Genomic DNA, 26280 nt, shown 5'->3' with positions numbered 1-26280 from the left:
CGAAATCCGGGGCGCCGGTCCGGCAACGGAGCACCACAGTCACCTCCGCGAGATGGCGTTTAACGGCAATGTTCCAAGGAAACATTGCGCTCAAATGGCATCTCGCGTGAGGTGTTTAAAGAAGACCGACGGCGGCACCTCGCCTTAGCGGCCTTTAGGCACCTTCCGCACAGAGAGGGTGGTGCTGACGAAGAAGGTCAGCACCGAAACCAGGATGACCAGCAACGCGGGGGTCCACGACTTCGCGCTGTCGTGCACGAAGCCCACCAGCGGCGGGGCCACCGCTCCGAGGCAGTAGCCCAGGCCCTGGACGGTGGCGGACATCCGCCCGGCGGAGGCTTGATCGCGGGCCAGCTTGATGATGGCGATGAAGATCAGCGTGATGCCGCCGCCCTGGGCGATGCCGCCGGACGTTGACCACAGCCACCACAACTGCGGCGCGAGAAGCAGCCCCACCGGAACGGGAAGCCACAAGGCACCCAGGGTGACCGCCACCGCCGTCGTGCTCATATATTTGGCTGCAAATGGCACGCCGAGCCCGCCCACTATGGCGAGGATCTGGAAGATCGAGGAGGCGGCTCCGGCCTCTGCGGCGCTCATGCCCAGCTCGTCGTGCAGGTAGCTGGGCAGCCACGCCGTGACTCCGTAGTAGGAGAACGCCTGGCCACCGAACCCGGCCGTAAGCCCGAACGTGATCCAGCCGGAACCCCCCACCCTCGCGAGTGGCGCGTCCCCGCCATCCTCAGCCTCAGCCAGGAATGCCGTCCGCGGTCCCACCGCCAGGACCCACACCACCACGGCGGCGACGGCCAGGACGGCAACACTGGCCAAGGCAACTCTCCACCCCGTCGCGGCCGCAAGCGGAGCCATGATGACCGAGGTCAGGAAGGACCCGATGTTCAGCGCGGCGGTGTAGATTCCCATGGCCGTCCCCTGCCGCCGCGGAGCGAAATCGCGGCGGATGATCAGCGGCACCGCGATGTTGCCCACCGTGATGGCCACGCCAAGGACCACCGTGCCGGCCACCACCAGCACCGGGCCCCCGGCGGAGCGCACCAGCACGCCGGCCAGGACTCCCAGGATGGTCAGCGTAACGGCGAACTCGGCACCGAATTTCCGGGCCGCAAGGGACGCCAAGGGAGCCGCGAGCGAGAAGCAGAGGACGGGGATGCTGGTCAGCAGCCCCAGCATGACCGGCGAAAAATGCAGTTCCGCCTGCATGAGGTCCACCAGGGGTGCGACGGCGACGAAAGGGCCGCGGAGGTTCAGCGCAAGCAGGCCGATGCAGGCCAGCAGGACCCAGCTTTTCGGAATGCGGGACAGGACGCGGCCGCTCACAGGGACAAAATCGGGAATGGGCGAGGATTCATCACTCCCATTGCTATCATGCCCGGCGTTGCTGGAGTTTTAGGCGCCCTCCCGGCCGGCGCTGCCATACGATGAACGTGACCCAAGGACGCAGCAAACTGGGAAGGACACCCATGACGCACCGCTTGGCCATCCTCGACGACTACCAGGACGTAGCCCACGGCTTCGCCGACTTCGCGGCCTTGGAGGCGGAGGGGGTCACCGTGACCTCCTACCGCGAGCCTTTCGCTTCCCGGGACGCCCTGGTTTCGGCGCTGGCGGACACCACCATGGTGATTGCGATGCGTGAGCGGACGGCGTTCCCGCGCGAGGTGTTTGAGAAGCTTCCAGGGCTTGAGCTGCTGGTCACCACCGGAATGGCGAACGCCGCCATCGACGTGGCAGCCGCGGCCGAGCACGGAGTAACGGTGTGCGGCACGCCCGGTTCGCCCACGGCAGCGCCGGAACTGACCTGGGCCCTGCTGCTGGCCATCGCCCGGCACCTTCCAGCGGAGGAGAACTCCCTCCGGGCCGGAACGTGGCAGTCGACTGTTGGTGTGGAGCTGGCCGGAAAGACGCTGGGGATCGTGGGGCTGGGCAAGATCGGACGGCGGGTGGCCACCTACGGGCAGGCCTTCGGCATGGATGTGGTGGCGTGGAGCCAGAATCTCACTGCGGACGCGGCCAAGGAGGCCGGTGCCCGGCTGGTGTCCAAGGAGGAGCTCTTCACGGTTGCCGACGTGGCCACCCTCCACCTGCGGCTCTCCCCACGCTCGGAGAACACGGTGGGCGAGGCAGAGCTGCGGCTGCTGGGGCCTGACGGCATCCTGGTGAACACCGCCCGCGGGCCGCTCGTGGATCAGGAGTCGCTGATCAAAGCGCTGAATGAGGGGTGGATCCGGGGCGCCGCCTTGGACGTCTTCGACCAGGAACCCCTGCAGGCCGGGCACCCGCTCCTGGCTGCGCCCAACACCGTGCTCTCCCCCCACCTGGGCTACGTCACCCAGGAAAGCTACCGACAGTTTTACGGCGGCGCCCTTGAGGACATCACCGCCTGGCTGGCCGGCTCCCCCATCCGAACCATCACCGCCTGACCCGGAAGAACAGCATGACCCACACCATCCGCAGGGCAACAGCGGACGACGCCGGCGCGTTGGCTGCGCTGGCGGCCGTCACCTTTCCGCTGGCCTGCCCGCCGTCGTCGTCACCTGCCGACATTGCCGCCCACCTGGCCAACACGCTGAGCGAGGAACACTTCAAGGGGTACCTTGCGGACCCGGACACCACCGTCCTGGTCGTCGATGCCGACGGCCAGCTCAATGGCTACAGCCTGCTGGTGGACCGGCCCGCAACGGATCCCGATGTGGCCTCTGTCCTGACCCTGCTGCCGTCCGTGGAAATCAGCAAGTGCTACGTCCACCCGGACTACCACGGCCTGGGCGCGGCCGCCGAACTCATGCACGCCAGCCTCCAGGCCGCTGCAGCATGCGGCGGTTCCGGAACCTGGTTGGGCGTGAACAGCCAGAACGCCCGAGCCATCCGGTTCTACGAAAAATCCGGTTTCCGCAAGGTGGGCACCAAGTCGTTCCGGCTGGGCAGCACTGTTGAACATGACTTTGTGCTGGAGCGCTCCCTGCCCTGACCCTGGTTCAACTGCCCGGCTGGTTCTGCCCCTGGCGCACGGAACTGCCGGCAAAACCGTTAGGCGGGTAGGCCAGCGGCGGGCGGGGCTCGGTCAGGAGTCTGAGTCCCGGCGGAAGCCCATCGATACTGCCCTTGGTTCCGGCGGCGCTGATGGTCACCCTGCTGGAGTCCAGCATGACGTTTTCGGCCCGGAACGATCCCACGACTTCGGGCAGGATGGGTGCCAGGTGCACCACGTCGCGGGTGAAGACGGGGTCGAACCGGAGCAGGATCCGGGCGAGCTGGACGGGCGCAGCGGCCGCCCAGGCCTGCGGGGAGCATGCTGTGGGATAGGGCACCGGGCTGGGGAATTCCCCGCGGTCGAAGCCGCAGAACAGTTCCGGCAGCCGACCGTCGAAGTGCGCAGCGGCGTCGAAGATCCCCAGGGCTACCCGCTTGGCCTCGTCCACGAACCCGTACCGCATCAGGCCGGTGGCCACCAGCGCCGTATCATGCGGCCAGACCGAGCCGTTGTGGTAGCTGACGGGGTTGTAGGCGCCCATGTCCGAGGCCAGGGTGCGGATCCCCCAGCCGGTGAACATCTGCGGGGACATCAGGTGCTCCATCACGGACTCGGCTTTGTCCTGGTCCACGATGCCGGTCCAGAGGCAGTGTCCGATGTTGGACGTCAGGGCGTCGACCGGCCGCTTGTCCTTGTCCAGCGCCACGGCGAAGTAGCCCTTATCCGGCAGCCAGAACTTCTTGTTGAACTCCTCCTTGAATGCCGCGGCCTTATCGGCCCAGTGCAGTTCCAGGGCCGGGTCACCGCTCCAATGGGCCAGCAGTGACCTGCCCAGGTAGGCCGAGTACACGTATGCCTGGACCTCACACAGGGCGATCGGCGCTTCAGCGATGGTGCCATCGGCGAAGTTGATGCCGTCCCAGGAGTCCTTCCAGCCCTGGTTGACCAGGCCGTGGTCGTTGGCGCGGAGGTATTCGACGAACCCATCGCCGTCCCGGTCGCCGTATTTTTCGATCCAGTCCAGCGCACGGTCGGCATGTGCCAGCAGTGGCTGGATCTTGTCCCGGGAGAGTCCCCAACGGCTCAGCTCGCCGAGGACAGCCACGAAGAGTGGCGTTGCATCTGCCGTCCCGTAATAGGCCGTGCCGCCGAGCGAAAGACCTGCTGTCACGCCGAGCCGGACCTCGTGCGGGATCCGCCCGGGTTCCTCCTCCGAGTCCGGGTCCACCTTCTTTCCCTGGATCCCGGCAAGGGTCTGCAGCGTGCCCAGGGCGAGGTTTGGGTTGACCATGAGGCTCATGTAGGAGGTCAGCAGCGAGTCCCGCCCAAACAGCGCCATGAACCACGGCGCACCGGCAGCAACCGCTGCCCGCTCCGGATGGTGGGCGTCGAAGATGCGCAGGGCACCAAGATCACTCTGGCTCCGGTTGAGCAGGTTTTGGAGGCTGGCGTCCTCGATGCTGATCCTGGGGAGGGCTTCCTCCCAGGCCAGGTGCCGGCGCACACCCTCGCGGTGGTGCGGCAGTTGTCCTTCCGTGAATGGCTCTTCCGGCGCTTCTCCGTTCACCAGCGGCACCACAATCACACTGGTGGCCCATTTTCCCCGGGCGGGGACGGTCACCCGGAAGCGCAGGCCCTCGGTGGTAACCTCCGCGTCCCGGGCCCCGATCGCAGAGCCGCGCTGCTGGCCATGGCGCGCCGCCTCGATGACAAGCCTGCCCCCTGAAACGGTCCGGGTGGTGTCATCCGCCCCCGTGGTTCGTCCACCTTTTACGTCGAACAGGTCGGCCTGGTCAGCATCGACAAGGAGCTCGATGTCGCATTCCACGGGCTCGGCGGCATAATTTTCCAGCGTGATGTCGTCCTGCAGACCCGGGCCGATGTGCCGCACCTGCCGGACAACCAGTGGACTGTCGAATTTTCCGCCGGGCCACTTCGCCCGCCCTACGAAGGTGGCCTGGAAGGGGTGGGGCCGTTGGGCTGAAAGCGGTTCGCGCAGCGAGCCGTTGACGCGCAGTATCCAGCGGGACACGATGCGGGTGTCCTGGTAGAACGCTCCGTTCGTGCCGGCGTCGGCGCTGATGTCGCCGCTGGCTGCGGAGATACAGAACGAAGATCCTTCCAGGACCGTAACCGCGCCTGAATCGGACCCGGTCGCCTCTATGTCTTCGTTCCAAGCGGTCATGGAAAGACTCCCTTCTGAAGGGGAAGCTGCCCCGGGGATCGGGAAAGCAGTTCTGCCCCTATCGATTCTGGTGCAAGCGGGTACCGTGTGGAACCCCTGGTGGCATGCGTCCCTCAATCAGGTCACCGAAGAGTTCCAGGTGTTGGGCCACCATCCGTTGGGCACTGAATTTGTCCTCAACGGATTTGCGGCAACCAGCCCGGTCCAGGGCGGCAGCAGCGGGAATGAAGCCTGCCAGTTCCTCTGTCGTTCCGAGGAACCCGGTGCGCCCGTGCTTCACGATTTCCGGGGCGGAGCCGATGTACGTCCCCACCACGGGCGTACCGGTGGCCAGGGCTTCGATCATCACCAGCCCGAAAGGTTCGGCCCACTGGATGGGGTTCAGGAAGGCTGCTGCCTCCCCCATCAGCCGGTATTTGGCGGCGTCGTCCACCTCGCCCACGAAGTCCTCGTTGGGACCCAGCATTGGTTCAATAACTTCCCGGAAGTAGCGGATTTCGTCCGGCTCCCGCATTTTGACCGCGATCTTCAGGTGCATCCCGGCCTGCCGGGCGATGGTGATGGCCTCAACAAGGCCCTTGTCCGGGCACGAGCGGCCCAGGAAGCACAGGTAGCCGCCGCTTCCGGACCCAACCGGTACGGCCGAAAGGTCCATGCCATGATGGATCACGCGGGTCACGGGAACCGTGGGTGCGTGTGATGCCTGGTCCCTTGAAATGGCAATGACAGCGCCCTTCCGGGCAACGGCGCGATAGATGTCTGCCGCCTGCTCGTGGATGGGCCCGTGGATAGTGGTCGCCACCGGCACCCCTGCCGGCCGGTGCAGGTAGAGGGGCCCAATGAAGGTGTGGTCGTGGATGACGTCCACGTCCTGCAGCCCCTCATAGGCCCTGATTACATGGCTCAACTCCGACATGGTGGTACCCAGTCCGCCGTAGTCTGCCGGACGCATTCCGGGAACGAGCGGCACGGGACACGCGCTCTCCGTCGGCGCCGCCAGTAACACCTCATGACCTGCGGCCATGAAGCCGCGGGCAAGGGTGTCAACTACTCTTTCAGTGCCCCCGTACATTACGGGGGGAACGGGAATCCAAGGTCCCGAAACCAGTCCAATCCGCATTCCTGGCCTCCCAGGTGATACAGGCCGGGCTCCCCAGCTGGCCGGGCGAAACTTCCACCGGGACAATTTCGTATTCCGCGGTGCTTTCCACTTCGAAAGGGCCCGCTGCTCGACGCCTCTGCTCCGACTATCTACCCAGCAGCGGCTCCAAGACAAGACCCAGTGTGCTGAATGTCATACCGCCGGCCCGGAATGGCGCCCGCGGTACGCGGGTTGTGAGAAACATGAAGATTGAGATCTGGTCGGACGTCGCGTGCCCGTGGTGCTTTATCGGCAAGCGACGGTTCGAAGCTGCCCTGGCTGCATTTCCCCACCGCGACGCCGTTGACGTGGTGTGGCGGAGCTACCAGCTGGATCCCACGCTGCCGGAACACTACGACGGCACCGAACTGGAGTACCTGAGCAGCCGCAAGGGCATGCCGGCCCAGCAGGTCTCCCAAATGTTCGAGCACGTGGCCCAGCAGGCAAAGGGCGAAGGCCTGTACTACCGGTTCGACAAGGTGGTGGTGGCCAACAGCTTCACCGCCCACCGCCTGATCCACCTGGCCGCGGCACACGGCAAGCAGGATGCGGCGAAGGAACGCCTGCTCAGCGATCACTTCGAGCACGGCAAGGACATCGGCAGCCGGGAGTATCTGACCGCCCTCGGCAGGGACCTGGGCTTGCCGGCTCCCGAGGTGGATGAGCTGTTCACCACGGACAAGTACTCGGACGAGGTCCGGTTCGATTTCCAGGAGGCCCGTGGCCTGGGCATCAGCGGGGTCCCGTTCTTCGTAATCGACCGCAAGTTCGGGTTGTCCGGAGCCCAGCCCACGGAGACGTTCACCGCCGCCCTGAACCAGGCCTGGCAGGAAGCGAATCCTCTGGTCCTGGTCAATTCCACGGAAGCTGAAGCCTGCGGTCCGGACGGCTGCGCCGTCTAGCGCACTTTACTGACACATAGCGGTAAAGTGTCCGCATGCCCAGGATTTCAGCGGCCAGCAATACCGAACAACGCGCGGAGACCCAGCGCCGCATCCTCACCGCTTTCGGCGAGCTACTGTTCACCCATGGCCTTCCAGGGCTGACCATGACTGATGTTGCGCGCCATGCAGGCATTGGCAGGACCGCCGTCTACAACTACTTCGCGGACATCGAAGAGCTCCTGATCTCCTACGCCCTCGATGAGACCGAGAAGTTCCTCTCCGACCTGCGCGACGCGCTGGAGCGCCTGGAGAACCCGGTGGAACGGCTGGCCCTGTACGTCCGCGCCCAGGTGGTTGACCTCAGCCGCCGCCACCTCCCGCCGGGACCTGCCATGGGTGCCGTACTGTCGCCGTCGTCCTTTGCCAAGCTTTCCGACCACGTGGGTGAGCTCAGCGTCCTGCTCCAGGGCATCCTGCGGGACGGCATGGAGCAGGGCTACCTGCCGGTGGCCGATGTGGGCCAGCAGTCACAGCTGATCCTGGGCACCCTGTCCTCCAGCGCGGCGAGGGGCAGCGACGAGCCCGCCGAACTGGAGGCCCGGGTGGCCCGGACCGTGCGGTTCATCCAGTTGGGCGCAGGTGCAAGGTTCGACGACGAGGGGCGGCCCATTCGGGTGGCGCAGCTTCCGGCGGTGGCCAGTTAGCAAGCAGCCACCAGGTGCGGGGCCCAAGAAATCAGGGGCAAAATGATCAGGCCGCAGGGGTGACGGGCAGCTTGTCCGGGTCGGCTATGCGCCGGCTTTCCCTGGGGCAGCTGAGCTGGCCCGGCGTCTGGTCCACCAGCTCCGGCGAGACGAGCGCCTTGTAGTCCTGCGCCAGGATCACGTCAACGCTGGCGTCGGTCCTGCCGTCCTGGAAATAGTCCGACCCCTGGAGATTGCGCTGCACCGTGAAAGCCGCGGCTTGTCCGGCCGCACCTGACACCACCGCAGCCACGCCCCGGTAGCCGGCGTTGACGTTCGCTACGTTCCCCACCACGAACTTCCGGGCCAGGAACTCGTCCGCCACGGAGCGGGCGAGCCCGGCCCGGCTGGTGGAGTTCAGGACATTGAGGCTGACTTTGTCGTTGGGCGTGTAATCGAAGGTCGAGGCGGGGCAGGACGATACCGGCGTCGGGGCCGGTTCGGCGGCAGGAATTTTCAGCCGGCCATTGATGATGGCCATGGCAAGGATGATGCCGGCCGCGATCAGGCCGATCAGCAGAACCAGCACCACGCCGTGCAAAACGCGGCGGCGCACCCGGGCGGTCTCATCGGCGTCCTTGGCCGCCTCCAGGGCGGCGCGCAGCTCCGGGCCGGAAACAACATGGTGGCCATGCAGGACGCCGGGGTCCTGCGGCCGCTTCCTAGCCATCGAGCACCAGGACCCTGGCGTGGATTGCAGTGCGCTGGTGCAGTGCGGTCCGGACGGCGCGGTGCAGCCCGTCCTCCAGGTACAACGTGCCCTGGTACTGCACGACGTGAGGGAAAAGGTCACCAAAGAAGGTGGAGTCCTCTGCCAGCAGCGCTTCCAGGTCCAGGGTGCGCTTGGTGGTCACCAATTCGTCCAGCCTGACGGGCCGCGGCGGCAGGGATGCCCACTGTTTCGGAGTGTTGTAACCATGGTCGGGGTAAGGGCGGCCCTCGCCCACAGCTTTGAATATCACCATGCCACAGTAGGCACCGCAGTGCGCCAGCGAAAGTAGCAGGGCTGGCAGGTGCCAGGTTGTAGCCAAACAGTGACAAAACGCCACGTCCGCGCGCTTGGTGCCTGCGCAGGCACCGCCGGCCTTGCTGAGACAATGGAGCCATGACAGCAACCGAGTCCCCCGCCGTACCCGCGCCCGGAATCCGACTGCCGTCCCCACCGCCGCTGGCGCTCCTGCTGGATGTGGACGGACCGGTGGCCAGCCCGGTGACCCGGAACGTCAAGCCGGACATCATCCGTGACCTGGTGGCCCTCGCCGCGGCAGGGATCCCCGTCATCTTCAACACCGGCCGCTCCGACGCCTTCATCCGCGAGCAGGTGATGGAGCCGATGATCGCGGCAGGCATCCCGGCAGGCACCGTCATCCACGCCATCTGCGAAAAGGGGGCGGTCTGGTTCAGCTACACCTCCGCCGGGCCGGGTCCCATCCACGTGGACCGGGAGCTGGCCGTGCCGGCAGCGTACGGCGAGGACATCCGCCGGCTGGTGGCAGAGGACTATGCGGCTCACATGTTCTTTGATGAGACCAAGCGCGCCATGGTGTCTGTGGAGCAGCACATCGATGTACCCAGCGCCGACTACCTGGCCGAGCAGAAGCTGTTCGACGCCGAGGCCATGGAGCTTATGGCGCGCCACGGGCTGGGCGTTGTCCGCCTGGACCACCACGTCCCCCATTTCCGACGACGAGGTGGACTACCGCGTCGATCCCACCATCATCTCCACGGACATCGAGTCCGTGCGCCTGGGGAAGGACCTGGGCGCCAGCCGGGCGGTGGAGCTGCTTGCCGCCCAGGGCATCACGCCGCAGGCGTGGCGGACCGTGGGTGACTCGCGCACCGACTACGCCATGGCCGACTGGCTGCACCACAATGACCACGCCGTGAAGCACGTCGACGTGCGTCCTGCCGACGGCGTACCCAACAAGCCCTACCCGGTACTCACGGCGGAGGACCTGGGGCTGGAAGCCACGGTTATCCATGACGACGCCGGCGGCGCCTTCCTGCGCGCATGGCGCGAGGCGCTGGACGACTGAGCCCCTGCCGGGCTACCGTCCGACGGTGACTGCGGGGCCCCGACGGCGCCCCGGAACATGCAGTTACTCCGGCAGGACTATCATGCAGGTAAGAATGCCCACTTCCAGAAGCGCGGAGATAACCATTACAGAAGCACCGGTCCAGGACGAGGTCTACTACGGCGGCCAGGCGTCCGTGGAGGAACAATTTCACGCCGAGATCACATCACGGGCGGCGGAGCAGCGGCTCAGCCACCGGACTGACGTCATCCGGCACAAGGGCCGCTACGCCCTGACCAATGACACCAGGACCCCTTATCAGGCCATGGTGGAAGACCTGCTGTTCCTGCGCAATGTCCTGGCGAACGCCGACCTCTCCTACCTCCTGGTCCGCGGCAACAACGACCGCCCTGTGCTGGCCGTGGACTGGAAGGACCGGAAGAAGCTCCGCGCCGCGCTGGTGGAGGCCTGCCGCGATGAGCCCTTCTACTCCATGACGGTGGATGCCAAGAAGAAGACCTCCGTCCTGGTGGCAGACGGCGAACTGTCCCCCAGCCGGCAGGCACGAATTTTTCGCTTGTACCGGCCCCGGGTGGAGCCGGTGGGCGGTTTTGAGTTCGGCGCCTCCGCCGGCGTCCAGATCGAGCTGTGGTCCTTCGAGGGGGAACAGCTGATCCTCCCCATTGAGAACTCCCTGACCCGCAGGACGCTGCTGCGCCAGGATGCAGTTCGCGGGACTGTTGAGCGTTACGGCCACACCTGGCCCACCATCGAGAACATGTTCGCCGACCATGCAAGCGACATCAGCTTCGACATCGACATTGTTTTCTCGTGGGTGGATGGCAGTTCCCCGGAATACATCGCCGCCCGCCGCGCCCAGCAGAAGGGGCACGTGCTGGGCGAAGGTGATGAACACGAGGCACGGTTCCGGCAGATCGACGAACTCAAGTACGCCCTGCGGTCCGTGTACATGTTTGCGCCCTGGATCCGCCGTATTTTCATTGCCACCGACTCCCCCGCACCTGCCTGGCTGGCGGACCATCCGTCCGTCACCATTGTCCGCAGTGAAGAATTCTTCGCCGATCCCTCCGTGCTGCCCACCCACAACTCACAGGCTGTGGAATGCCAGCTGCACCACATCGAGGGGCTGTCCGAGCACTTCCTGTACTCCAATGACGACATGTTCTTTGGCCGCCCAGTGAGCCCCGACATGTTTTTCACTCCCGGCGGGATCACCAAGTTCATCGAGGCGGAAACCCGGATTGGACTGGGCGAGAACGACGCCGAGCGCAGCGGCTTCGAAAATGCTGCCCGGGTGAACCGCAAGCTCCTGTGGAACCGGTTTGGCCGTATCACCACCCGGCACCTCGAGCACACGGCCGCGCCCCTGCGGCGCAGCCTGGTGGAGCAGATGGAGCAGGAGTTCCCGGAGGAGTTCCGCAAGACGGCGGCCAGCCGGTTCCGTGCGGCGGACAACATCTCCGTGACCAACTCGTTCTACCACTACTACGCCCTGCTCACCGGCCGGGCCGTCACCCAGACAGCGGCCAAGGTGCGCTACGTGGACACCACCATGCGCGCGGGACTGAAGTACCTGCCCAAGCTGCTCGCCAAGCGGAACATGGACTTCTTCTGCCTGAACGATGGCAGTTTCCCTGAAGTCAGTGCCGATGAGCGCGCCGAAGTGGTGACGAACTTCCTGGAGCGTTATTTCCCCATCAAGGCACCCTGGGAAAAGTAGCCGGGCGGTCAGGGCGCAGGTGCCGGCCCGCACACGTGGGGCCGGCACCCAGGCATCGGCGGCCCTAGCGCCGAATAGGGCTTCCAAGCCTGGCGCTGCCGCGCTGCTTGGTGGTTTCCGGGATCCGGATGCCGGCCGCTTCCAGCCGCCGGGCGGTCTCTTCCGGTGACACGTACTCGCCGACAGTGGGCGAGCTGCCCAGCGGGACCACAGAATGCACGATGGTGTGCTCGTAGACATGGACCAGGTTGAAGGCCTGGCCGCCATCCCGCCCGCGGGTGGCTCCCGCCGGAACGTTGAGGTCCTGCGTATAGCAGGAGGCGGACGCGACCGAGACGGGAACGCCGGCAAAGCCCGCCGTGGTGGAGTAGTGAAGGTGCCCGGCCAGGATGGTGCGGACATCAGAGTTGCGCACCACTGCGGCCAACGACGCCTGGTCCCGCAGTTCCACCAGCACCGAAAGATCCAGCACGGATGGGACCGGGGGGTGGTGGAGGGCCAGGATGGTGCCGTCCGGTGCGGGGGTTTCCAACTGCCGGGCCAGCCACTCCAGTTGGGCGGCACTCAATTCGCCGTGGTGGAAGCCCGGGACGGTGGTGTCCAGCGTGATGACGCGCAGCCCATTAATGAAGTAGCTGTGGTCCACCGGCTCATCCGTGCCGGGTTGGTCCAGCAGGCCTTGGCGGAAATTGGCCCGATCATCGTGGTTGCCCATAGCCCAAATAACCTGGGCGCCAAGCTCCCTGCAGGCGGGCTCGACGATGGCGCGCAGCTTCACGTAGGCCTGGGGATCGCCCTTGTCGGCGAGGTCGCCCGTAAAGATCACGGCTTCGGGCCTGGCGCCGGACGCTTTGACTTCGTCGAAGAGCTGGATGAGCCTGGCTTCGCTGTCGACGGTTCCGTAGAGGGGTTCTGGACCTCCCAACAGGTGGGGATCGCTCAGGTGGAGTAGGAAGTGGCGCGGCCGGGGATGTTCGGCCTCGATGTGCTCCATTGCTACCTCTATGGTCGGTGGGAAGCCGTTCTTCCCTTGTACCCTTCAGTAATATTTATCCAATCAGACATTTGGCAAACATGGGGTAAATTGCCGTCGTTGATGTGGAAAAAGTTACAAGAACTGCGCTTTTGCGTGGGCAAACCGCCGGGCCACCTTTTATCCGAGCGCATGCTCGATTGCCTCGATGATCTCTGCGGAGTCCGGCTCGATCGTGGGGGCGAACCGGGCCACTACGTCCCCCTCGCGGCTGACCAGGAACTTCTCGAAATTCCACTTCACCAGCCCCGGCAGCAGGCCGGTCCGGAACTTGGTGAGCTCGCCGTAGAGCAAGTGCTGCTTCCTGCCGCGGACATCAGTCTTGGCCGTCAGGGGGAACGTAACGCCGAAATTCCGTTCGCAAAAGTCAGCGATTTCGTCGTCTGTACCGGGCTCCTGCCCCGCGAACTGGTTGCACGGGACGCCCAGGACCTCGAAACCCCGGTCCCGGAACTTGGCGTAGAGAGCTTCGAGGCCGGCGTATTGGCGGGTGAAGCCACAGTTGGAGGCGACATTGACCACCAAAACTACTTTTCCCTTGAACTGCCCGAAACTCGTCCTGGTGCCGTCGTTGAGAATCAACGGGATCGGATACAGGGGGCGCGGGCTGCGCATCAGCGAAGGATTGTTCATATGGGGAGTTCGATGCCGTGCCCCCGATGTACGGGTCAGGAATGAAATTTCCTTAGGCGGGCGGCGTTGTTGGTGCAGGTCCAGTCAACGAGGGCGTGGGGCTTGGCGCAGGCGCCACCGTCGTCGGCGCCGGCTCAGGTGCGGGCGCCGTTGGCAGGGGTTCGCTTGGCTGCGGTGCCGGTGCCGGTTCCGGCGGCGGCGGAACAGGTTCGATGGGCGCCGGTTCGATGGGCGCCGGCTCGATGGGCGCCGGCTCGATGGGCGCCGGCTCGATAGGCGCGGGCTCGATAGGTGCAGGTTCGATGGGCGCAGGTTCGATGGGCGCGGGCTCGATAGGCGCGGGCTCGATAGGTGCGGGCTCGATGGGGGCAGGTTCGGTGGGCAATGGAACAGGATCCGTGGGTGCCGGCTCGGACGGGGCCGGCTCACTCGGTACCGGTTCGATGGGCGCAGGCTCAGTCGGCGCAGGCTCGATCGGGCCCGGTTCATCCGGCGCCGGAACAGGTTCGGACGGGGCAGGCTCACTCGGTACCGGCTCAGTCGGCGCAGGCTCAGTAGGCGTAGGAGTCGGGTTGGCTGGCTCTGCGGGCGACGGCGACGGCGACGGCGACGGCGACGGACTCGGCGAAGTGGGCGACGGCGCCGGGGCTGGCTCAGCAGCCGGCGGTCCGCTGGGTGCCGGGCCGGACGAAGGCGGCACGGCACCTCCGGAAGGTTCGGGCGGTGGCGGGGCCGACGTCGTCCTTTGCGCGCTGGGAGGCGGGAGAACAATACCCGTAGGTTCGGACGGCAGCGGGTTCGGAACACGTGGCAGGAGCGGCGGGAATGGCGACGGGAGCAGCCCGGCCGCGGGCGATCCATCGCCCGGGTCCACTTGGAGGGGAATGGTCCAGCTGATCGTGCCGGTGGAGGTCCCCTGCCCCGGCGCGAACGACACCATGTCGGCCGGAACCTGGCCCAGCGCGCGGAGCTGGAGGAAGCTCCACCGCAGGGGGTTGGTGTAGCGGCCGTTGAGGATGGCCTCAAAATGCAGGTGGCAGCCCGTGGACCATCCCGTGGTGCCCACGCGTGCAAGAACCTGGCCCACCTTCACCGTGTCGCCGGTACGCACGCCGATGGACTCAAGGTGGTTGTAGGTGGTGATGAGGCCGTCGCCGTGGTCGATCTCTATCCGGTTGCCGCCGCCCCAAGGATGCCAGCCCGCGGCCCGCACAACACCTGAATCAGCGGCGTAGACGGGCGTGCCACAGGCCGCTGCGTAGTCCTGGCCCAAATGGAAGTCCCCCGCTGTCCCGCTGAGCGGGCTGACCCGGAGACCGTAAGGCGAACTGGCGTCAAGGGACTGGAGCGGTGACATCAGGAAGCCGGCCAACGGCCTGCCTGCGCCGGCGGGTCCCAAGGTCAGGGCCCCCGGTCCCACCTGGTCGGCGCCTCCAATCGAGGTGTGCGGGAACGCCAGGGTGACCTGCGGATCGGACAGGATGGCAGGCGGAAGTGCGCCCGCAACAACCTGGTCCGATGCCGGCGGAGCTGATTGCCGTTGCACCTTTTGGCCCGTGCCGGCGTCCGGGGTTCCGAAGGGAGCGGCAACACCCGGATTGACTCCGGCAGGCGCCACGGACCCTGCCAGCTGTCCCGGTTCTGCGGCGGAAAGGTTGACGGCGTAAACAGACGCGGCCATCACACCTGCAGCGGCGGCGGCGCGGGCAACGGGGGGAAACGTTCGCTGCTCCGGCTTCCTGCTGCCGGACACGGATTTCTTCGCCAATTGACTGACTCCACGACGTGGCCTGCCGCACGTTGTCTCGACGGTATGTCCCATGGGACCACAGGACCTCACAGGTGGAAACCCCGGGCCGGGGCATTACGGGTTTTTTATCGGGCCTTAGGGGGATGCGGATCTGCGCTTGAAGCCATGAGCACTGCTGTCCGGGCCGGAATGGGCAACAATGGTTCATGCGCAATGTCCTTCGTACATGGCGGGACGAAGTCAAAAAGACCTTTTCAGGCAAGGCCGACGCCCCGCCGGAGTGGTCGCTGCGCCTGGCCGAAGGCGACGACGCCGGCTACCACCTGCCCGGTTCAGCGGTCTGGGCTGTACACGGCTCCATGACGCCCATCGTGGGAGGCATCCGCACGCTGCTGATGCAGTCGCTGCATCCGGGCGCCTTGGCGGGCGTTCACGAGCACTCCAACTTCCGTGATGACCCCCTGCGCCGGCTGGCCAACACCATCCGCTGGATCTTCACGGTGACGTACGGATCCACTGCGGCGGCGGAGGAGGCAACACGGCGTGTCCGCCACCTCCACGAGCCGGTCCAGGGCAGCTACCAGGACAACAACGGCGGCCAGCGCACCTACAGTGCCAACGATCCGGCACTCGCCGGCTGGATCCACATCGCCTTCACGGACGGCTTCCTCGCAGCCCACAAGACCTGGGGCGGCCCCATTCCCGGCGGCGCCGACGCCTACGTCCGGGAGTGGGCACAAGCGGGCCGGATGATGGGGGTGGAAAACCCGCCGACGACTGAAGCGGAGATGCGCAGCCAACTGGACAGGTGGTACGCGCAGGGCCAGCTGAGGGCAGACGGACGGGTGGAGGAAACCGTGCAGTTCCTCCGCAACGCTCCGCTCCATCCCCTGCTGAGGCCCGGTTACCGCATCCTGTTTGCCGGCGCCGTATACAGCCTGGAACCCCGGTACCGCGAGATGCTGGGGCTTTCTGTACCACGGCTGGGCCCCTTTCCCCTTCCGGTGAGGCTGGCCACGAAGGTGGTGCTCGGCGTCGTACACCTCGCCCTGGGCGGCATTGGCCGGCGCATGGGTCCGAGTGAAATCGCCGCGAGGCAGCGCCTGACACGGCTCGGGGAGCCGTCGGCGGACCTGGCGTAAGCGAGCCTTCGCCGACAAGGCCGGCGACATGAAAAAGCCAGGGAAAAGAGTGCCGACGACGGCGAAAAGCAAGAACCCGGCCCCAACGTTTGCTGGGGCCGGGTTCTTGACCGGCGGAGAATGGGGGATTTGAACCCCCGAGGGCGTTAACCCAACACGCGTTCCAGGCGTGCGCCATAGGCCGCTAGGCGAATTCTCCATCTGCTTCTGAATCAAAAGCAGGTACCAGATTACCTGAACTTTTCCGCATCGCCCAATTGGCCCGTCCGGAGCAGCTTTGGGGCGTCGGCGTCCGCACACCGCGGAGACTTCTGTCGGCGTCTTTAATCTGAAAATGGACGCCCCCAATGCGCCCATTCCCTGGTGCACCGTTGAGCTGCCGGGTCCGTCCCGTCCAACCAGGCCACGCAGCTCACAACCTTGAGATTGCCCCAATCGGTGTACGTTCCAATGATCGCGGCTGCGGCGGGGATAAGCAATGGAATGCGCGAAGTGTCCGGCCCCTTGCGGCATCGGGCAGGATAGGGGCCATGGCAGAGCTGCATGCACTGGTGGTTTACGTCCCCACGTCCCACACCCGGGAGGTTCTGGATGCCATCGGCGACGCTGGAGCTGGCCGCGTGGGCAATTACTCCCACTGCTCTTTCGTCACGCCGGGGACCGGGAGGTTCACACCGCAAGAAGGCGCCCGGCCCTTCCTTGGACGGCCAGGCACCCCTGAAATAGTTGCCGAGGAACGCATCGAGTGCGTGATCGAAGAGCAGGTGCTGGCCGCCGTCGTGGCTGCTTTGCGTGCCGCGCACCCGTACGAGGAGCCCGCCTTCATGACCTGGCGCGTGGAAGGCTGGCGGTGACGGGAACCCGATTCGAGTCGGGCCACATGTTCGGGTAAAGTATCTGACGGCCCCTCATGTGGCGTCATCCTGTTGAACTCCCCCAGGACCGGAAGGTAGCAAGGGTAGACGGGCTCTGGCGGGTGCATGGGGGGTCTTTACTATTCCCCCACAGGGCGGCATGATGTCAGCCCGGATTGGTAGGGTTTTCTCTGTGACAGTTACTACCGCCCTGTACCGCAGATACCGTCCCGACTCGTTCGCTGACGTTATCGGGCAGGAGCACGTCACCGAGCCGCTCATGACGGCTTTGCGGAAGAACCGGGTCAACCACGCCTACCTTTTTTCCGGCCCCAGGGGCTGCGGAAAGACCACGTCCGCCCGCATCCTGGCCCGCTGCCTCAACTGCGCCCAGGGTCCCACCGACACCCCCTGCGGAACCTGCCCCAGCTGCATCGAGCTGGCACGTGGCGGCTCCGGCTCCCTCGACGTCATCGAGATCGACGCCGCGAGCCATGGTGGCGTCGACGACGCACGGGACCTCCGCGAGCGGGCCACCTTCGCCCCCGTACGCGACCGCTACAAGATCTTCATCATCGACGAAGCCCACATGGTCACCTCTGCCGGGTTCAACGCCCTGCTGAAGATCGTGGAAGAGCCGCCGGAACACATCAAGTTCATCTTCGCCACCACGGAGCCGGACAAGGTCATCGGCACCATCCGGTCCCGGACCCATCACTACCCGTTCCGGTTGGTGCCGCCTGAGCCGCTGATGGCGTACCTCGAGCTCCTGTGCCGCCAAGAAAACGTCCCCGTTGCCCCGGGCGTGCTGTCACTGGTCATCCGGGCCGGCGGCGGCTCCGTCCGTGACTCGCTCTCCGTCCTGGACCAGCTCATGGCAGGCGCAGGGCCCAACGGCCTCGACTATGAACTCGCCGTCGCGCTGCTGGGGTACACCCACGCCTCACTGCTGGACGACGTCGTGGAGGCCATCGCCGCCTCCGATTCCGCCACCGTCTTCCGCGCCGTGGACCGGGTCATCCAGACCGGCCACGATCCTCGCCGGTTCGTGGAGGACCTGCTGGAGCGATTCCGCGACCTGATCATTGTCCAGGCAATGCCCGAAAGCGCCCACGCCATCCTTCGCGGGATGCCGGCCGACCAGATCGCACGGCTGCAGAACCAGGCCCACAACCTCGGCGCCGCGGAACTTTCCCGCGCCGCAGATGTCACCAATACCGCTTTGACGGAGATGACCGGTGCCACGTCGCCGCGGCTGCACCTGGAACTGCTGTGTGCCCGGATCCTGCTGCCCAGCTCTGAGCAGAACGAACGCGGCATGGCTGCACGGATCGACCGCGTGGAGCGGCGGCTGAACTACGCAGGAAACGACGTCGGAGCTCCCGCCGACGCAGCCCCGGCAGTACCAGCAGCCGCAGTTCAGGCAGGCCCGACAGAGGCAGCAACGGCGGCAGCCCCTGCTGGAACTCCTGCCGCGGCTTCCGGCACGTCATCAGCCGGCCCCCGCCCTGCCCCGGAGCAAGCCAGCCCTGAAGCGGGCCGCGAGCAGGCGCCGACCAGCCCTGCCGCGCAGCCGGCCCAGGAGCCGACCATTCCGTCCATGCCCGCTGCGTCTGCCGCACCCGCGGCCGGCAGCCAGAGCCCTCCCGCCGCCGAAGCACCGCGGAGCCCGCTTACACCACCAAGGGTCAGCACCAGCGACTGGCCTGTGGAAGAACCCGCCCGGGCCCGGACACAGCAGGGCCCCGGGACTGCAGTTTCCAACCACCCAGTGCCGGAGGCGAACGCTTCGCCGCATGCAGGCCCAGCGTCCGAGCCACAGGATCACCGGGCGGCACCCGGGCAGGCTTCCAATGCGCCCGCCACGCCCCAGGCCCCGGGCAACCAGGCACCCGCGCCGCAGCAGGCTGCACCGGGCAGGACAGCGCCCTCCGGTCCCCCGGCCATGGGTGATGTGGAGGTCCTCCGCAGGGCGTGGCCCGACGTCCTCCAGGCACTGTCCAAGATCAAGCGCAGCACCTGGGCGCTGGTTGAGCCCAATGCGCAGGTAAGCGCGTTCGACGGCAGCGTCCTCACCTTGGCTTTCACCACGTCCGGACTTGCAGGCGCCTTCGGCCGGGCAGACCACTCCGACAACCTTCGCCAGGCCATCCACAGGACCGTTGGCCTTGACTGCCAGATCCACGCCGTTGCCGGTGGCGCCAGCCAGGCGAGCTCTGAGCCAAACCCAAAAGTGCCCGCCAGCCCGGTGGTTCCGGCCACTTCAGCTGACATTGCCTGGGGTCTGGCTCCTGCGCCGGCCCAATCGGCCTCACCGGCACAGGCCCCTGCCTCGCCCGTCCAACCGGCGTCACCGGCACAGGCCCCTGCCTCGCCCGTCCAACCGGCCTCACCGGCACAGGCCCCTGCCTCAACGTTCCAGCAGGCGCCGGCCCCTTCGACCACGTCCAGGACCGCCCCCGGAACTCCGGACGGCCCGGCAGCCCAACCAAGTGAACGTTCCGGTGGTTCCCCCACTGCCGGTACCTCCGCCATTAGCGGAAGTTCCGGGAGCTCTGCCGTTGCCGCCAGCCCGGCAACGGCCGCACCGAAGGGCACGCCCGCTGCGGGCGACATCGCTGAAACAGATCCGCCACAGGGTGTGAACGGCCGCGGCCAGCAGGCCCCTGAACCCGTCCAGGCGGCGGCCGGGAGGCCGGAAACCCCACGTGGCGCCTCCGGCCCTTACCCCGGCCAGTCCCCGCACTCGTCAACCGGCGGTGACTACTCCTACTCCGATGATGACTGGGGACCGCCCCGGGACGAGGACGCTCCCCCGCTGGACGAGGAACCTCCCATGGACTGGGAGCCCTCCGGGGGTCCTGCCAACCGCAGCGCCCCGTCCTCCCCTGCACCCGGCGGCCGCCCGCCTGCCGACGGCCAGGGGGCTGGTACGCGGGCCCACGGAAGTTCGGCCGTCGCTCCGCGCGCGGACAGTGCCGCCCCCCAGTCCGCGAACCCCTCCGCTGAGCCGGCCGGCGTGCCGCACGATCCATGGACGCGGGCCGTGGAGCAGGCTCCCGGCGTCTGGGTTGTGGGAGACAAGAGCAACGTGGGTGCCAAACCCGTAGCCGCCTCCGGCAGCGACAACATCGGAGCACAGGCCACCGTTCCGCACTACGCGCCGGCAACGGCCCAGGTGCCGCCCTCGATTCCCGTGGCCCCGCTGCCTGCTGCCACGCCAGGGCACGGCTGGGATCCGGGGTCAGTTTCCGGCAACGGCCACCCGGCCTCCGCCACGGAAAGCTACCAGGCGTCGTCACCGGAGCCCGCCCCGGTACCCGAATACGCCATGGCCTCCGCTGCGCCCGCCACGGTTTCGCCAGCCACTGTTGCACCCGCCACTGTTACACCCGCTGCACCGGCGCGCCCACAAGCGCCTGCAACTGCCCCGGCCGCCGGAAGAACCGAAACACGGCAAAGCCTGTACCAGCGGCTTTCAAGCAGTCCGGAAGCTGAGGCCGGTCGTGCCAAGGCGCCCGCCAGGGCAACCGCCGCTCCCAGTGCCTATGTCCAGGACATCCCAAGCGCCGATGACGAAACCATTGAGGAGTCGGGTGTGTTCGGCCGGGCGGCTGTGGAGCGCATCCTGGGTGGCAAGCTGATTGAAGAGCGGTCCCTGGACGGCAGCCCTGTTCCGCCACGCTATTGACCCTGGGCAAGGCTGCCCCGGCAGCCACAACCCGTGACCGATCCACCCGCATCCATACCAATCTGAAGAGGGAAACGTGTACGAAGGTGCTGTCCAGGAGCTGATCGATGAGCTCGGACGCCTTCCGGGGGTGGGACCCAAGTCCGCGCAGCGGCTGGCGTTCCACATCCTTGAAGCTGATCCCCAGGACATGAAGCGATTGGTGGAGGCCATCACCACCGTCAAGGAACGGGTCAAGTTCTGCACGGTCTGCGGCAACGTCACGGAGCAGGAGCTGTGCAACATCTGCCGCGACCCGCGCCGTGATCCCGCTGTAATCTGCGTGGTGGAGGAGTCCAAGGACGTGCTGGCAGTGGAGCGCACCCGGTCGTTCCGCGGCCGGTACCACGTGCTGGGCGGCGCCATCAATCCCATTGCCGGTGTGGGACCGGACCAACTGCGGATCCGCGAACTGCTCACCCGTTTGAACGACGGCGAGATCCAGGAAGTCATCATCGCCACCGACCCCAACCTCGAGGGTGAGGCAACAGCCACGTACCTGGCCCGCATGCTGAAGACCATCGGCATTGCCGTCACCCGCCTTGCCTCCGGCCTACCCGTGGGCGGCGACCTGGAATACGCCGACGAGGTCACTTTGGGCCGGGCGTTCGAAGGCCGCCGCAACGCCCTGGGCTGACGCACCGGGCCGCCATCCGCCGTCGTACATCATCCAACCTGGAGCCGCCGCCTTCCCGAGCCGACGCCACCATGTGCCGTGGCCGGTATGTGGTCACAATTAAACGTCCCTCCGGGCACGGCGATAAACTGTCCCAAGGAATGCCGCGCCCACCCGGCGCCCGGGCCGCCTGGCCTCCCAGAACTCCAATTGACCCAACGAAGGTACGCGCATGAGTACGCCCACCACCGAAGTGCACAACGCAACACAGCCGCAGGCAGCTCCCGCCGCCGGCGCGGTGACCAAGCAGCTCATTGTGCAGAAATTCGGCGGCTCCTCCGTTGCGGACGCTGCAGGGATTAAGCGCGTCGCCGCCCGGGTGGTGGCTGCCCAGCAGGCCGGCAACGAGGTAGTGGTGGTTGTCTCGGCAATGGGCGACACCACCGACGAACTCCTTGACCTCGCCGCCGAGGTCACCGACTCCGCGCCCGCCCGCGAAATGGACATGCTCCTTTCGGCCGGCGAACGCATCTCCATGGCGCTGCTGGCCATGGCCATCAACAAGCTCGGCGCCTCCGCCCAGTCCTTCACCGGGTCCCAGGCGGGCATGATCACCGACGGAATCCACGGCAAGGCCCGGATTATCGACGTCGACCCGCACCGTATCCGCACCGCCCTGGACAAGGGCAACATCGCCATCGTGGCCGGCTTCCAGGGGATGAGCCGCACCACCCACGAGATCACCACCTTGGGCCGTGGCGGCTCCGACACCACCGCAGTGGCGCTGGCCGCAGCCCTTGAAGCTGATGTCTGCGAGATCTACACCGACGTGGACGGCATCTTCACCGCCGACCCGCGTGTTGTCCCGTCGGCGCAGAAGATCGACACCATCTCCAGCGAAGAGATGCTGGAGCTCGCTGCCTCGGGCGCCAAGATCCTCCACCTGCGGTGCGTTGAGTACGCGCGCCGGTTCGGTGTGCCGCTGCACGTCCGTTCCTCATTCAGCCAGCATGAAGGCACCTGGGTCATCCCCAGCGCCGACGACAAGATCACCACTCAAGAGGGAGTTGCCTTGGAGCAGCCAATCATCTCCGGCGTTGCGCACGACCGTTCCGAAGCGAAGGTCACCGTAGTCGGCGTCCCCGATATCCCCGGCAAGGCCGCCGCGATCTTCCAGGTCATCGCCGACGCGCACTCGAACATCGATATGATCGTGCAGAACGTCTCCACCCACGGCACCGGCAAGACCGACATCTCCTTCACGCTTCCCATCATTGAAGGCGCCGACGCCCTGGCTGCCCTTCACGCCGCGCAGGACCAGATCGGTTTCGAGGCCATCGAATACAACGAGAAGATCGGCAAGCTGTCCCTGATCGGCGCCGGCATGCGGTCCCACCCGGGCGTTTCCGCCACCTTCTTCAAGGCGCTGTCCGATGCCGGCATCAACATCAACATGATCTCCACGTCCGAAATCCGGATCTCCGTGGTGACCCACGCCGACCTGCTCGACGAGGCCGTGCGCGTCATCCACAAAGCGTTCGGACTCGATACCGAAAGCGAAGCCACGGTCTACGGCGGCACCGGCCGCTAGAGCCGCGCCGGCAAAAAGCCGGGCTGCCTTCCCTGGGTTTGCCAAGGGGAAGGCAGCCCGGCTTTTTGGTGCTCTGGGCTTCCAGGTATCAGCGGAGCGTGCCGGGAAGAATCAGCTCCCGCGTTCCAGGTCTTCGCGGCGCACGGCGTAGTGGTGTCCGTTGGAGTCGGTTTCGACCACGAAGTGCGTAAGTTCCTCTTCGGAGGCCTGTTCGAATTCATCGTGCTTGTGCACCACCGGCGCATCGGTATCCAGTCGGGTGGCGGGACCGAAGACGAAGCGGAGCCTCTCAGTCAGGCTCATGAAGCCGCTGAGGACATGTGCCACTGTATCCACCCCCTTCCCGAGCCTCGGGCGAAAGTGCAGCCGGCTCCGGCGGGAGCCAGTGCCCTTATTTTAAGCCCGGGCAGTAAAAAAGGCGCCGGAGTCGACGGCGCGGAACTTCTAGCGCAGGGAGCGGTCTTCAGGGTTCTTTGGGACGACGTAGGTGCTGCCGTCCGCCCTGGTGATGGTTTCCCATTGCTGGGTCTCCGCCTGGCGCTGGGCAAGCAGCCTGCGGTTCTCTTCAGTCATGTCGTGCCCCAGGGCGGTGCGGCTGGCGGGTCCGAAGACTGCCCGCAGCTTTCCTGTGACGCGCATGAAGCGCTGGGAGGCGTTGCCCTTGTCCGCGGACTTGTTCCTACCCATGAAGAAGTTCCTTCCACTCACCCTCTACCTCCATTAAATGTACACTAATGATTAGTGCACTAACAGTTGGAGGGGCCATGACCGCCACAACGGCGACGGAAGCAATAGCGACAGACGCGGCAGCGGCAGGGGTCCAAGAGGAAGACCTGCTGCTGGAACACCAGCTCTGCTTTGCCCTCACGGTGGCTGCCCGGAGCGTGGTGGGGGCCTATAAACCGGTACTGGAAAAGCTCAACCTCACCCATCCGCAGTACCTGGTGATGCTCTGCCTGTGGGAAGACAGCCCACGGACAGTGCGGAACATCAGTGAGGCGCTCGCGCAGGAACCGGCCACCATTTCTCCACTGCTCCGCCGGCTGGAAGCAGCGGATCTGATCACACGGCGGCGGGCCGAGGGGAACGAGCGTGCACTCGCCGTCGAACTGACTCCCAAGGGGGCGGCCCTGCGGGAACAGGCACTGCAGGTCCCGGGAACCATGATGGAACGGCTGGGGCTCACCCGCGAACAGGTCACTGAACTGCATGCCTCGATGATGGGGCTCATCGCTGCCACCTCGCAGTGACCCCAGTCGAACCGAGCGAGGTCCTGCCGGGGACTGCCGACACCCGGTCAAGCGACTAGAATTACGGGACGAACGAGAGGTGGACTGATGCGCAATATTCGGACACTCGCAGTCTTCCTGGCCGTGACCGCTGGGCTGGTCTCCGGTTGCAGTGGTACCCCTGACAGCGGCACGTCCGCGTCCACAGCACCTTCGACCAATCCGGGCAGCTCCTCCAGTTCTGCCGCTGGCTCTGCCACCCCCTCCCCTGACACTGAAACCTCGGTAGCGGCCCCTGCCCCCGCCACTTCGCGGCCAAGCGCCGGACCGGGGCAGGGGAACGCCGAACTGGCAATCACCGTGGTGCCGTCCCAGGGCGCAGCGGAGCTCGACTACACCCTGGTCTGCAGCTCGGGGACGCCGGCCGCGGAAAGCAGCCATCCCAATGCCGCTGCCGCCTGTGCGGCGATCAAGGCAAATCCGGACATCCTGGCGCCGTCGAAACCGTCCGGCGCCCAGGCCTGCACGCAGCAGTACGGCGGCCCGCAGAAGGCGACCATTACGGGTGTGGTGGACGGTGTCGCCGTCGATTCATCCTTCGCCCGGACCAACGGATGTGAAATCAGTGCGTGGGATGCCGCGAAGGACGTTTTGGGCGCGGCCGGTGGAGCCTCTTAAGCTCCTGGCGGCGGACTGTGCGCGGGACAGGGAGGAGGCCCACGTGCAGCGTGTCAGCCGCTATGCCGATCCCTACCTGGCCCGCCGGTCCGCCGGGCAAAAACATCCCGTGGAGGATTTCCTCTTCACCTACTACACCCAAAAACCGGGCCAGCTGAAGCGCTGGCACCCAGGTGCCGGTACGGTCCTCACCGGCAGCCAGGCCTCCACACGGGTTGGCTGGAAGCATTACCGGAAGCTCGACGACGGCGAGCTCGCCTCCCTGGGGCTGGCTGCAGGCAGCACCGCGGTCACCTTCGACCGGAGCGCCTTCCTCGACGACCGCCGGGAAGCAGTGGCCTTTGCCGGCATCATCCTTCGCGGCACTGCCGCCAGGCCCGCCCAGTTTGGCTGCTTCGGCCTGCACGAGTGGGCCATGGTCTACCGCCAGGATAAGTTCGACCTCCGGCACGAGTACCTGCAGCTCCGTCTCGGAGCGGCCGGCACCGACAAGGTGGTGGAGGACAACAGGATCCGCTGCACCCACTTCGACGCGTTCCGCTTCTACACTCCGGACGCCATCCCGCTCAATGAACATTCCCCCAGCCGGGAAACCCAGCGGCACCTGGAGCAACCGGGCTGCCTCCACGCCAATATGGACCTTTACAAGTGGGCCTACAAACTACTGCCTGCACTGTCCAGCGAGCTGGTCATGGACTGCTTTGAACTGTCATGGCGAATCAGGGCCATGGACATGCAGGCGTCCCCCTACGATTTGGCCGACTGGGGGTACCCTGCCATTGCCATCGAGACGCCCCAGGGCAAAGCCGCCTACGTCGAGCACCAGCGGGCATTTGCAGCGGAAGCGGGGACCCTGCGGAACAGGCTCGCGGCGGAGCTTGGGGCCACGGCAGAAGGGGTATCCCGGTGATCGATTTGACCATCAGCATCCAGGAGGACCCGGAAGCTCCCGAACACGTATTCCGCCTGCTGGCCAACGATGGCCACCCCGATCCAGGGACCACCCTGCCGGATCCAGGGGCGGCCCTGGCAGCCGTGGAGCGCTTCGGCGAGGACATCTTCTTCCCCAAGCCCGGACCGCCCAAGCTGTGCACCCAGCAGTACGGCGGCCCGCAGGTAGCCGTGGTCACCGGGACATTCCGGGGGCGCAGCGTGCACTCCACCTTCACCCGCACAGATGGGTGCGAAATCGCACGTTGGAAAGCCATGGCCCCTTTGCTGGGCGGCACGGCCACCTAGCTACCCCGGCAACGGAAGAAGCCGCGGGAACGGAAAAAGGTCCCGGGCGGCCTGACGACCACCCGGGACCTCCCCCCATGTCTA

24 protein-coding genes, 1 tRNA gene, 1 other RNA gene and 1 pseudogene are annotated in these 26280 nt (G+C 66.2%); 16 read left to right on the top strand and 11 right to left on the bottom strand.

Annotation, left to right across the window (positions count from 1 at the left end; all coding sequences use genetic code 11):
- Positions 1-144: 144 nt before the first annotated feature.
- Positions 145-1338, bottom strand: a complete 1194-nt coding sequence (locus LFT44_RS02770) for an MFS transporter (RefSeq protein ID WP_236800966.1) — start codon at positions 1336-1338, stop codon at positions 145-147.
- A gap of 143 nt (positions 1339-1481) precedes the next feature.
- Between LFT44_RS02770 and LFT44_RS02765 the strand changes: the two genes are divergently transcribed.
- Together LFT44_RS02765 and LFT44_RS02760 are read left to right on the top strand one after the other, a co-directional pair.
- Complete coding sequence (locus tag LFT44_RS02765; protein ID WP_236800965.1) at positions 1482-2441, top strand: D-2-hydroxyacid dehydrogenase family protein; 960 nt, start codon at positions 1482-1484, stop codon at positions 2439-2441.
- Between the two features lie 14 nt (positions 2442-2455).
- Positions 2456-2989 (top strand): GNAT family N-acetyltransferase, encoded by a 534-nt coding sequence (locus LFT44_RS02760; protein ID WP_236800964.1) that lies wholly within the window; start codon positions 2456-2458, stop codon positions 2987-2989.
- 7 nt (positions 2990-2996) lie between these two features.
- Here the strand turns inward: LFT44_RS02760 and LFT44_RS02755 are convergent, their stop codons facing one another.
- On the bottom strand, positions 2997-5177 hold the full coding sequence (locus LFT44_RS02755) for an amylo-alpha-1,6-glucosidase (protein ID WP_236800963.1): 2181 nt from the start codon (positions 5175-5177) through the stop codon (positions 2997-2999).
- Positions 5178-5235: 58 nt separating this feature from the next.
- Positions 5236-6297 (bottom strand): glycosyltransferase family 4 protein, encoded by a 1062-nt coding sequence (locus LFT44_RS02750; protein ID WP_236800962.1) that lies wholly within the window; start codon positions 6295-6297, stop codon positions 5236-5238.
- Positions 6298-6521: 224 nt separating this feature from the next.
- Between LFT44_RS02750 and LFT44_RS02745 the strand changes: the two genes are divergently transcribed.
- Both LFT44_RS02745 and LFT44_RS02740 read left to right on the top strand, forming a co-directional pair.
- Positions 6522-7220, top strand: coding sequence for a DsbA family oxidoreductase (locus LFT44_RS02745; protein ID WP_236800960.1), 699 nt, complete (start codon positions 6522-6524; stop codon positions 7218-7220).
- Between the two features lie 35 nt (positions 7221-7255).
- Entirely contained in the window at positions 7256-7906 is a 651-nt protein-coding gene (locus LFT44_RS02740) for a TetR/AcrR family transcriptional regulator (protein WP_236800959.1), read from the top strand.
- Positions 7907-7952: 46 nt separating this feature from the next.
- Here LFT44_RS02740 and LFT44_RS02735 read toward each other — a convergent pair whose 3' ends face one another.
- Together LFT44_RS02735 and LFT44_RS02730 are read right to left on the bottom strand one after the other, a co-directional pair.
- A complete protein-coding gene (locus LFT44_RS02735; protein ID WP_236800958.1) occupies positions 7953-8615 on the bottom strand; it encodes a LytR C-terminal domain-containing protein in 663 nt (220 codons plus the stop codon).
- Positions 8608-8907, bottom strand: a complete 300-nt coding sequence (locus LFT44_RS02730) for a type II toxin-antitoxin system VapB family antitoxin (protein WP_181422479.1) — start codon at positions 8905-8907, stop codon at positions 8608-8610. Before LFT44_RS02730 ends, LFT44_RS02735 begins: the two co-directional genes overlap by 8 nt.
- Positions 8908-9050: 143 nt before the next feature.
- Between LFT44_RS02730 and LFT44_RS02725 the strand changes: the two are divergent.
- Both LFT44_RS02725 and LFT44_RS02720 read left to right on the top strand, forming a co-directional pair.
- Positions 9051-9981, top strand: a pseudogene (locus LFT44_RS02725) (hypothetical protein).
- Positions 9982-10075: 94 nt separating this feature from the next.
- Positions 10076-11701 carry a stealth family protein gene (locus LFT44_RS02720; protein ID WP_373462145.1) on the top strand — a complete coding sequence of 542 codons (1626 nt, stop codon included), beginning with the start codon at positions 10076-10078 and terminating at the stop codon, positions 11699-11701.
- 64 nt (positions 11702-11765) lie between these two features.
- Here the strand turns inward: LFT44_RS02720 and LFT44_RS02715 are convergent, their stop codons facing one another.
- From LFT44_RS02715 to LFT44_RS02705, 3 genes are all read right to left on the bottom strand, one after another.
- Positions 11766-12695 carry a phosphodiesterase gene (locus tag LFT44_RS02715; RefSeq protein ID WP_236800956.1) on the bottom strand — a complete coding sequence of 310 codons (930 nt, stop codon included), beginning with the start codon at positions 12693-12695 and terminating at the stop codon, positions 11766-11768.
- A gap of 159 nt (positions 12696-12854) precedes the next feature.
- A complete protein-coding gene (locus tag LFT44_RS02710) occupies positions 12855-13349 on the bottom strand; it encodes a glutathione peroxidase (RefSeq protein WP_236800955.1) in 495 nt (164 codons plus the stop codon).
- Between the two features lie 70 nt (positions 13350-13419).
- Complete coding sequence (locus tag LFT44_RS02705; RefSeq protein WP_236800954.1) at positions 13420-15135, bottom strand: M23 family metallopeptidase; 1716 nt, start codon at positions 15133-15135, stop codon at positions 13420-13422.
- A gap of 188 nt (positions 15136-15323) precedes the next feature.
- Between LFT44_RS02705 and LFT44_RS02700 the strand changes: the two genes are divergently transcribed.
- A complete protein-coding gene (locus tag LFT44_RS02700; RefSeq protein WP_236800953.1) occupies positions 15324-16259 on the top strand; it encodes an oxygenase MpaB family protein in 936 nt (311 codons plus the stop codon).
- A 114-nt stretch (positions 16260-16373) separates the two neighbouring features.
- Here the strand turns inward: LFT44_RS02700 and LFT44_RS02695 are convergent.
- Positions 16374-16458, bottom strand: a tRNA-Ser gene (locus LFT44_RS02695).
- Between the two features lie 331 nt (positions 16459-16789).
- Here LFT44_RS02695 and LFT44_RS02690 point away from each other — a divergent pair.
- From LFT44_RS02690 to LFT44_RS02670, 5 genes are all read left to right on the top strand, one after another.
- A complete protein-coding gene (locus LFT44_RS02690; protein WP_236800952.1) occupies positions 16790-17113 on the top strand; it encodes a hypothetical protein in 324 nt (107 codons plus the stop codon).
- 45 nt (positions 17114-17158) lie between these two features.
- An RNA gene (gene ffs / locus LFT44_RS02685) (signal recognition particle sRNA small type) lies at positions 17159-17255 on the top strand.
- Between the two features lie 21 nt (positions 17256-17276).
- Positions 17277-20804 carry a DNA polymerase III subunit gamma and tau gene (locus tag LFT44_RS02680; protein ID WP_442863760.1) on the top strand — a complete coding sequence of 1176 codons (3528 nt, stop codon included), beginning with the start codon at positions 17277-17279 and terminating at the stop codon, positions 20802-20804.
- A gap of 76 nt (positions 20805-20880) precedes the next feature.
- Positions 20881-21480: a recombination mediator RecR gene (gene recR / locus LFT44_RS02675; protein ID WP_236800949.1), complete on the top strand. Its 600-nt coding sequence runs from the start codon at positions 20881-20883 to the stop codon at positions 21478-21480.
- A gap of 211 nt (positions 21481-21691) precedes the next feature.
- Positions 21692-23050, top strand: coding sequence for an aspartate kinase (locus LFT44_RS02670; protein WP_236800948.1), 1359 nt, complete (start codon positions 21692-21694; stop codon positions 23048-23050).
- Positions 23051-23161: 111 nt separating this feature from the next.
- Here the strand turns inward: LFT44_RS02670 and LFT44_RS02665 are convergent, their stop codons facing one another.
- Both LFT44_RS02665 and LFT44_RS02660 read right to left on the bottom strand, forming a co-directional pair.
- Positions 23162-23377, bottom strand: a complete 216-nt coding sequence (locus LFT44_RS02665; RefSeq protein WP_236800947.1) for a hypothetical protein — start codon at positions 23375-23377, stop codon at positions 23162-23164.
- Positions 23378-23494: 117 nt separating this feature from the next.
- Complete coding sequence (locus LFT44_RS02660; RefSeq protein WP_236800946.1) at positions 23495-23737, bottom strand: hypothetical protein; 243 nt, start codon at positions 23735-23737, stop codon at positions 23495-23497.
- 77 nt (positions 23738-23814) lie between these two features.
- On the opposite strand from LFT44_RS02660, the gene LFT44_RS02655 reads away from it, so the two are divergent.
- From LFT44_RS02655 to LFT44_RS02640, 4 genes are all read left to right on the top strand, one after another.
- Positions 23815-24300 carry a MarR family winged helix-turn-helix transcriptional regulator gene (locus tag LFT44_RS02655; RefSeq protein ID WP_236800945.1) on the top strand — a complete coding sequence of 162 codons (486 nt, stop codon included), beginning with the start codon at positions 23815-23817 and terminating at the stop codon, positions 24298-24300.
- Positions 24301-24387: 87 nt separating this feature from the next.
- A complete protein-coding gene (locus tag LFT44_RS02650) occupies positions 24388-24957 on the top strand; it encodes an SSI family serine proteinase inhibitor (RefSeq protein WP_236800944.1) in 570 nt (189 codons plus the stop codon).
- Positions 24914-25867 (top strand): 3-methyladenine DNA glycosylase, encoded by a 954-nt coding sequence (locus tag LFT44_RS02645; protein ID WP_236800942.1) that lies wholly within the window; start codon positions 24914-24916, stop codon positions 25865-25867. The genes LFT44_RS02650 and LFT44_RS02645 overlap by 44 nt, the downstream gene beginning before the upstream one ends.
- Entirely contained in the window at positions 25864-26196 is a 333-nt protein-coding gene (locus LFT44_RS02640; RefSeq protein WP_236800941.1) for a serine protease inhibitor, read from the top strand. The genes LFT44_RS02645 and LFT44_RS02640 overlap by 4 nt, the downstream gene beginning before the upstream one ends.
- The last annotated feature ends 84 nt before the right edge of the window (positions 26197-26280 follow it).

Source organism: Arthrobacter sp. FW306-05-C, assembly GCF_021801725.1.
Classification (GTDB): domain Bacteria; phylum Actinomycetota; class Actinomycetes; order Actinomycetales; family Micrococcaceae; genus Arthrobacter.
Note: the sequence above shows the minus strand (reverse complement) of the source record. Positions and strands in the feature narration are given on the sequence as shown.

Excerpts from the sequence above, each read along its gene's own strand:
- LFT44_RS02765 (WP_236800965.1), top strand. The coding sequence starts at position 1,482 with ATGACGCACCGCTTGGCCATCCTCGACGACTACCAGGACGTAGCCCAC.
- LFT44_RS02760 (WP_236800964.1), top strand. The coding sequence starts at position 2,456 with ATGACCCACACCATCCGCAGGGCAACAGCGGACGACGCCGGCGCGTTG.
- LFT44_RS02755 (WP_236800963.1), bottom strand. The coding sequence starts at position 5,177 with ATGACCGCTTGGAACGAAGACATAGAGGCGACCGGGTCCGATTCAGGC.
- LFT44_RS02750 (WP_236800962.1), bottom strand. The coding sequence starts at position 6,297 with ATGCGGATTGGACTGGTTTCGGGACCTTGGATTCCCGTTCCCCCCGTA.
- LFT44_RS02745 (WP_236800960.1), top strand. The coding sequence starts at position 6,522 with ATGAAGATTGAGATCTGGTCGGACGTCGCGTGCCCGTGGTGCTTTATC.
- LFT44_RS02740 (WP_236800959.1), top strand. The coding sequence starts at position 7,256 with ATGCCCAGGATTTCAGCGGCCAGCAATACCGAACAACGCGCGGAGACC.
- LFT44_RS02735 (WP_236800958.1), bottom strand. The coding sequence starts at position 8,615 with ATGGCTAGGAAGCGGCCGCAGGACCCCGGCGTCCTGCATGGCCACCAT.
- LFT44_RS02720 (WP_373462145.1), top strand. The coding sequence starts at position 10,076 with ATGCCCACTTCCAGAAGCGCGGAGATAACCATTACAGAAGCACCGGTC.
- LFT44_RS02715 (WP_236800956.1), bottom strand. The coding sequence starts at position 12,695 with ATGGAGCACATCGAGGCCGAACATCCCCGGCCGCGCCACTTCCTACTC.
- LFT44_RS02710 (WP_236800955.1), bottom strand. The coding sequence starts at position 13,349 with ATGCGCAGCCCGCGCCCCCTGTATCCGATCCCGTTGATTCTCAACGAC.
- LFT44_RS02700 (WP_236800953.1), top strand. The coding sequence starts at position 15,324 with ATGCGCAATGTCCTTCGTACATGGCGGGACGAAGTCAAAAAGACCTTT.
- LFT44_RS02690 (WP_236800952.1), top strand. The coding sequence starts at position 16,790 with ATGGCAGAGCTGCATGCACTGGTGGTTTACGTCCCCACGTCCCACACC.
- LFT44_RS02680 (WP_442863760.1), top strand. The coding sequence starts at position 17,277 with ATGTCAGCCCGGATTGGTAGGGTTTTCTCTGTGACAGTTACTACCGCC.
- LFT44_RS02670 (WP_236800948.1), top strand. The coding sequence starts at position 21,692 with ATGAGTACGCCCACCACCGAAGTGCACAACGCAACACAGCCGCAGGCA.
- LFT44_RS02660 (WP_236800946.1), bottom strand. The coding sequence starts at position 23,737 with ATGGGTAGGAACAAGTCCGCGGACAAGGGCAACGCCTCCCAGCGCTTC.
- LFT44_RS02655 (WP_236800945.1), top strand. The coding sequence starts at position 23,815 with ATGACCGCCACAACGGCGACGGAAGCAATAGCGACAGACGCGGCAGCG.
- LFT44_RS02650 (WP_236800944.1), top strand. The coding sequence starts at position 24,388 with ATGCGCAATATTCGGACACTCGCAGTCTTCCTGGCCGTGACCGCTGGG.
- LFT44_RS02645 (WP_236800942.1), top strand. The coding sequence starts at position 24,914 with ATGCCGCGAAGGACGTTTTGGGCGCGGCCGGTGGAGCCTCTTAAGCTC.